The sequence below is a fragment of the Streptococcus mitis genome (genome assembly GCF_001074635.1).
Lineage (GTDB): Bacteria > Bacillota > Bacilli > Lactobacillales > Streptococcaceae > Streptococcus > Streptococcus mitis_E.
This window is the reverse complement of sequence record NZ_JUQO01000109.1, coordinates 1-6,913: the sequence shown is the minus strand read 5'-3', so window position 1 is coordinate 6,913 and position 6,913 is coordinate 1. Positions and strand designations below refer to the sequence as shown.

The window sequence follows — 6,913 nt, the reverse complement described above, 5'->3', positions numbered from 1 at the left end:
AAAAAGAAAGTAAGAAGAAAACCCTTGCAGATACAAGGGTTCAGATTCGTAAATTAGCTGCAACGGTCAATAATACATTCATAAACAGTTTGAAGATTCATTATTTCATTTGATTATAAATCTATGTCACTAGAACGATTTTCATTTATACAAAAATCATCTTTAATCAACAAAGTTAATTCTTTTGAACTCACAGCTTCACTTTGGTTAAGTCGGACAGCTTGATTCATTATTAAATCTTCATATAGATTTCGAACAAAGCGACCGTTAGAAAAATTGGTGAGATTACTTTCTAACTTTTCATTAAAATAATTTAATAATACTTCTTTCAGCTTGTCATCTGTATGGTAGTCGTCTTTTCTTGCTAATGTTTCAAAAATATCTAACAATTCTGTAGAAGAATAATTTTCAAAATTAATAAAATAATTAAATCGAGATTTCAAACCAGGATTTGATTCAAAGAAATGGTTCATTGGTTCGGTATAACCAGCTACAATAACAATTAAATCATCTCGTGCATCTTCTAAGGCCTTTGTAAGTTCTGTTAAACATTCTCGACCATATGAATCAGTATTTTCATTTTCAGTAATACTATACGCCTCATCAATAAAGAGAACTCCACCTTTCGCCTTTTCTATGATATCTTTAACTTTCAGTGCAGTTTGTCCTTGGTAACCTGCAATTAAATCTGTTCTGGAGACTTCCATAAAATGTCCTTTGGATAAAAGTCCCAATTGGTAGTACATTCTTCCAATAATTCTAGCAACAGTTGTTTTTCCTGTTCCTGGATTTCCCATAAAAGCCATGTGTAAAGTTCTTTTAGGAATATTTAAGCCAGACTCTTTCCTTTTTGACTGAACTTTTTGATAAATAATTAAACGATTAACTTCTTTTTTTACCTTCTCTAAACCTACTAACTGATTTAGTTCCACCAAAAGGTCGTCTAAAGACGATTTCTTTTGGTGACTCAACTCTTTTTCTAAAGTATCAAATAGATAAGTATATCCAAGGAAACTAGCTAGATTATCAGATAAATCTTTTAATAAAGGTGTAAGCTTGTTTCGTTTGTTAATTTGCTGTAATAAAAAAATAGATTTATATAATTCTGCTACTGATTTTGTATCAGTATGATTTTTTATAATATTATTTACTTTATCCAGATAATTATTTTCTTTTCCAAAATAGAGGTCTAATTTCTTTGCGCTACAAATTAATTTATCTCGAGAAGTTGACATATCTTACCTCAATAACATGAAAAGCAAGGCAATCACTAACATACCAATAGAAATTCCAGAAACAACAAAGACTATTAGGAGGCGATTTGAAATAAATTGAATTTGTTGTTTACTTTCGTTCAATTCTCTCCTAAGTTGCTCAATTTCTCCAGTATTTGAAACTGGTTCTGAAGGAAGAGTACTTGCGAATTGTTCTAGATTTACAAGTCTATCATTGAATTTAGAAAGTATTACCTCATGTTTTTCGATAGAGTTTTTGCTATTTTCTTCGTTAAATTTCTCTTTAAATTGCTTAAGAGCTACTAGAGTTGCTTTTTGTTTCTCAATGGTTTTATCAATACGTACTTGTTCTTTTAATATTTTTTTATTTGTATGATCAATTGCTGCTACAGAAGAAAGAATTGCTTGAATATGACCTTTATCAAGAGCTTCTAAAGCTTTATAAACTTGACCAAATTCTTCAATAAGTGTTTGTTGATTATCATAAAATTTTGAAATGTAATTTTGAGTTTGTTCAACTAAAGTATTAAACTCTTTACCAGTAACCCCATGTTCAGCAAATTCAAAACCAAAGAAGTCTTCATGAGTTCTAACTGTATCAAAATACAATTCATCTTGACTTTGTTCAGCAAACTCTTTCAGATGCTCTTTCGCTTCATCGAAATCATGTTTTCTAATGTTTATTTCAATTGTTTCTTGTTCTTGCTCTTGCTCAAATACTTCTTCTTCCATATTTATCTCCCTAATCTAATAATTCTTGTAATAAACTATCAATCTCATCAAAGTCACTTTTATCGTCTCTTGTAGATTCTGTAAAAATATCTGATAACTTTTCTTTCATTATTGAAGCAGCCATATCATGTCTTTCCTTAATAGTATTGATAACAGAATCTTTTTCTACTTGAAGCTTTATGCTCTTTACATCTAGTAATTGATCTTTGATTACTAACACTTCATTATTTTGATCAATTTTCTTAGAACTTAATTCAGTAATCTGTTTATTGACAATTTGCTGATCAATCATTTTTAATACGAAAGCGCCAATAATTCCTGATAAAGTTGCTCCCATAAATGTTCCAATGACGCTACCGATTGTTCCCAAAAGTGGTATTGAAATAGCCAAAACTGGAAAACTTGCTGTGAGGGATGCTCCTAAAGCTTCCCCAACTACAATTGCACCTGTAGCTGTTAAACCCGCAACAATAATTTTTCCAACCTCTAACATCATAATATCAAGGCTTTTATCTTTATTTTCAGGATTCTTTATATAATCTATTGCTTCTTTCAAAGATTTCCAACCTTGGTGTATAAATGTCCAAGCTTTAAGAACTGTATTAATTACAGGTCCAACTATTGCAGACGCAATCATTGTAACTACAGATTTACCGACATTTAATACATGATTTGCTAAGTTATTTACAAAAGATATGATAGCCTCTTTTATTTTATCAATAAAAGTCGATAAGTTTCTTTCTGTATCTTTTAGCCAAGAGATAAATTTAGAAATCAATTCTCGCAAAAATTCTGATAATAACTGTAAAAGCGCTGCTTTCAAAGCTTTTCCGGAAATTTTTAATGCCTCATCGCGTCGTGATTTTTTACCTGATTTTATAGCAGTATCTTTATTTTCTTGTTTCCTTTTTTGAAGTTCTTCCCTAGCCTCTCGGTCATCTTTTTCTAACTGTTTTCTATCAATATTAAATCGCTCTTCAGGCTTTAATCCATCTCTTTCTGAATTCAAAAATTCAGTCATAGTTTTATCGCCCTTGGACATATTAGCAGATGCATCTAAATCATGTAGATTTTTAGAACTATTAGCAAACTCTTTAACTTGTTCTTTTGAGAAAAATGTTGCCATTTCAACATCATTTAATTGTTCCTTTATAGAAACCGTATGGTCTTTATGAACTGCTCCTGAACCTTTGTCTCTACCTTTATCAAAGAAATCACGAGCATCACTTTTAAGAACTCTTTCGCCATCTTTATTAGTAGTAAAGTTATCTTGCCATTTAGCATATCTTTCTTGATAATTAACATCTCTATTATGGGTTGCAAATTTACCTTTTTCAAAGTTTTCAGCAGTTTGTATATGTGCTTCTTTTCGTAAATCTAGGGTTTGTCCGTTGTTCTCTTTAATAAACTCATCACCAATTTGGGCAGCAAGTTGAAGTTGCACTTGCTCCCAGACTATATTCTCAATAGATTCTTGAAGGTATTCATTATTTTGTAATTTTTCCCTATCTAAATCAATTTTTTCTATATCTTTAATAAGATCTTTGAGATTATTTTCTAGAGAATTTTCTAAATTAAGCAATTCGTCGTATTCAATCTCAATATTTGATGATCGTAATGCGAGTAACTCATTCTCATTAGCCATAATACATTTCCTGTCAAATTATTTTTATACGCTTATTATACCATTTAGGCATAGATTCTGACAAGATGAAAAAAAAGCCTTGTCTTTTATAAAACAAAGCTTATTTCATTATTTACCTCACCAAAACCAGCCTTCATTATCGTCAATGGCTTGGGCTTCTTTGCGTTTGCGTGGGCCTGTTCCATACATTTCTGCTTCAATTTCTTCCTTGGTAGGCATGATAGAAGCTAGGATGATATAGATAATCACGCCAAGGCCAAAGTTTGCGACTGTAAAAATGGCAAACAGGAAACGAACAAGGGTAACATCAAAGTTCCACTTATCTGACAGACCTGCCAGAACTCCTGAAATCATGCGATTTCGTCTCATTTTATAAAATTTACTGTTCATGATTTTTCCTCTTTCTGCTAGGTTAGACATAGTATATCACGGGTAGGCTCGGCTTTCATCAGTCCTCAGGCTGATTTATTAGTAGCAATTTACCTCGACAAAGTCCACAGCGATAGCGTTTGGTATCAATCCTACGCTTGCGATGATACCTTTGCTGGCAGGATTGACAACGATAAAGTTTGAGTGGTTTAGAGTGGCTATTTGTCAAGGAGGGCACAAAGCGTAATCCATCCACTGCTTTCAACAGTTCCTTAAAATCCCGATCCTTGTGTTGATAGCCCTTCCCTTGAAAATAGAGGTGATAATGACAGAGTTCATGGCGGACAATTTTCCTAAAAACATCCAGACCGAGTTCCTGATAAACCTTGGGATTAAAATCCAAATGCCCATCTTTGGGGAAAAATCGCCCACCTGTCGAACGTAGACGCCTATTCCACTGAACATGATGGATAAAAGGTTTGCCGAAGTCTTCTAGTGAAACCTGCTTAACGTAATCAGTCAGTTTCATTTGGAGCGAGGATCGACAGATTGACTTTTTCACGTTCAGTATCGATTTTCTTAACCCAAACCGTTACCAAATCTCCGACTGACACTACTTGGCTAGGATGTTTGATAAATTTGCGACTCATATGGGAAATGTGAATCAAGCCGTCTTCGTGAATTCCAATGTCAACGAAGGCACCAAAGTCAACTACATTACGCACCACACCCTCTAGCTTCTGGCCTACCACTAGATCTTTGATATCTAGGACATCTTGGCGAAGCACAGGTGCATCAAAGGAATCACGGAAATCTCGACCTGGTTTGAGAAGGTCTGCAATGATATCTTTAAGAGTTTCTGGTCCAAGGTCTAGCTCTTGCGCCATTTCCTTGACTGAAAGCGACTTGAGTTTGCCTTGGGCTTCTTCGTTTAGTTCTTTAATATCTAAACGTTTGAAGAGTTCCTTAACGGCAACGTAATTTTCTGGGTGAACTCCTGTATTATCAAGGATGTTGCTACTTTCAGGGATACGAAGGAAACCAGCTGCCTGTTCAAAAGCCTTAGCACCCAGACGAGGAACTTTCTTGATTTGGGCGCGTGAAGTGATTTTTCCCTCTTCCTCACGGTATTTGACGATATTTTCAGAAATGGTTTTATTGAGTCCAGCTACGTGTGAAAGAAGAGCTGGGCTGGCCGTATTAATATTAACACCGACTTGGTTCACCACGGTATCCACGACAAAGTCCAAACTTTCAGACAATTTCTTCTGGCTGACATCGTGCTGGTACTGACCGACACCAATTGACTTAGGATCGATTTTGACCAATTCAGCAAGGGGGTCCTGCAAACGACGGGCGATAGAGATGGCAGAACGCTTTTCAACGGTTAAGTCTGGGAACTCCTGACGAGCAAGTTCGCTAGCAGAATAGACAGAAGCACCACTTTCATTGACAATGACATAACTAACCTCAGGAAAATCTTTAAGAACTTCCGCCACAAAAGCTTCACTTTCACGACTGGCCGTTCCATTTCCGATAGCAATAATTTCCACGCCATACTGACCAATCAAGTCTGCCAGATCTTTCTTGGATTCTTCGATTTGACGAGCCGATGCTGGTTTGACAGGATAAATGACCTGAGTTGTCAGCATTTTTCCTGTTGCATCCACGACAGCTAGCTTGGCACCTGTACGAAAGGCAGGGTCAAATCCAAGAACCACGCGCCCTTTCAGCGGAGCAACCAAGAGGAGATTGCGCAGATTGTCAGAAAAGAGTTGGATAGCTCCTTCTTCTGCTTTCTCAGTTAGTTCTGTCCGAATACGACGCTCGATAGCAGGCAAGACTTTTTTCTTAACTGACTGTTGAACAACTTCATCTATATAGGTATTTTTGACCTTGAAACGAGCAGCAAAGAAGGCAAGAATACGGTCCGTTGCATGTTCAAATCCGACCTTCAAGACACCTAGCTTCTCCCCACGATTGAGGGCTAAGGTACGATAGCCTTGCATATTTCCAACCGTCTCTGAAAAATCATAATAAATCTGAAAAACCTGCTTTTCATCAAGACTTTCATCCTTGACTTGAGAAGTGAGTTTAGAGTGTCTCAGTACCTCCTGATAAGTCATGGAACGCAAGGTCACATCTTCCGACAAGGCTTCGACCAAGATATCAACTGCACCAGACAAGGCTTCCTTACCAGTCGCAAATCCTTCACAGACAAACTTTTCAGCCTCTTTTTCTAAATCAGCTACATTCTGCAAAATCAAGCGAGCAAGTGGGAAGAGTCCGGCTTCACGAGCAATGGTTGCCTTGGTCCGACGCTTTTCCTTGTATGGAAGATAGAGCTCTTCTACGTCTGCTAATTTTTCGGCAGCTAAGATAGCTTCTTCCAACTCCTTGGTCAGCTTGCCTTGCTCTTGAATCTTAGCTAAAACAGCTTCCTTACGGTCGTTGAGATTGGTCAGACTTTTATCCAAGTCAATAATGGCCTTAATTGCCACCTCATCCAGACTACCAGTCATGTCCTTGCGATAACGCGCGATAAAGGGAATAGTCGCCCCTTCAGCTGTCAAACTTAGAACGGTATCAATTTGCTTTAGCGTCACTCCCAAATCCTGGGAGATTTTTTCATATTTTTTATCCATGAATCTATTATACCACAAGCTATACGTTTCAAATTAGCTCTTACAGTATTTAAAAACATAAGTTGGGAAATAAATTTACTTCATTTCAATATTCTATTCATTGAGAAGGTTGCAATTTAATTCTAATAGTTTACAAAAGGACTAGTGATTAATTTCACTGTTTTTATTTTTGACAATAATGCGCCACTATTCTCCCACTCTATTCTTCAAGAAAACGTTTTTTTGAAGAATAGGATTTAGACTTCTGTTTATAATCGTCCAAAATGCGTGTTTTTGAGAAATAAAAA

General features: G+C 35.9%; 6 protein-coding genes. All 6 read right to left on the bottom strand.

Features of this window, described 5'->3' with window-relative positions; translation table 11 throughout:
- Positions 1-113: 113 nt before the first annotated feature.
- Positions 114-1,235, bottom strand: coding sequence for an AAA family ATPase (locus tag ADI58_RS04645; RefSeq protein ID WP_049521640.1), 1,122 nt, complete (start codon positions 1,233-1,235; stop codon positions 114-116).
- 3 nt (positions 1,236-1,238) lie between these two features.
- Entirely contained in the window at positions 1,239-1,967 is a 729-nt protein-coding gene (locus tag ADI58_RS04640; protein WP_049521639.1) for a hypothetical protein, read from the bottom strand.
- A 10-nt stretch (positions 1,968-1,977) separates the two neighbouring features.
- Positions 1,978-3,612 carry an AI-2E family transporter gene (locus ADI58_RS04635; RefSeq protein WP_049521638.1) on the bottom strand — a complete coding sequence of 545 codons (1,635 nt, stop codon included), beginning with the start codon at positions 3,610-3,612 and terminating at the stop codon, positions 1,978-1,980.
- 117 nt (positions 3,613-3,729) lie between these two features.
- Positions 3,730-4,002 carry a PspC domain-containing protein gene (locus ADI58_RS04630; protein WP_001085044.1) on the bottom strand — a complete coding sequence of 91 codons (273 nt, stop codon included), beginning with the start codon at positions 4,000-4,002 and terminating at the stop codon, positions 3,730-3,732.
- A 58-nt stretch (positions 4,003-4,060) separates the two neighbouring features.
- The gene (locus ADI58_RS04625) at positions 4,061-4,510 is read right to left on the bottom strand and encodes a SprT family protein (protein WP_033686984.1); all 450 of its coding nucleotides are present in this window, start codon (positions 4,508-4,510) and stop codon (positions 4,061-4,063) included.
- The gene (locus ADI58_RS04620) at positions 4,497-6,626 is read right to left on the bottom strand and encodes a Tex family protein (RefSeq protein WP_049521637.1); all 2,130 of its coding nucleotides are present in this window, start codon (positions 6,624-6,626) and stop codon (positions 4,497-4,499) included. Before ADI58_RS04620 ends, ADI58_RS04625 begins: the two co-directional genes overlap by 14 nt.
- Positions 6,627-6,913: the final 287 nt, after the last annotated feature.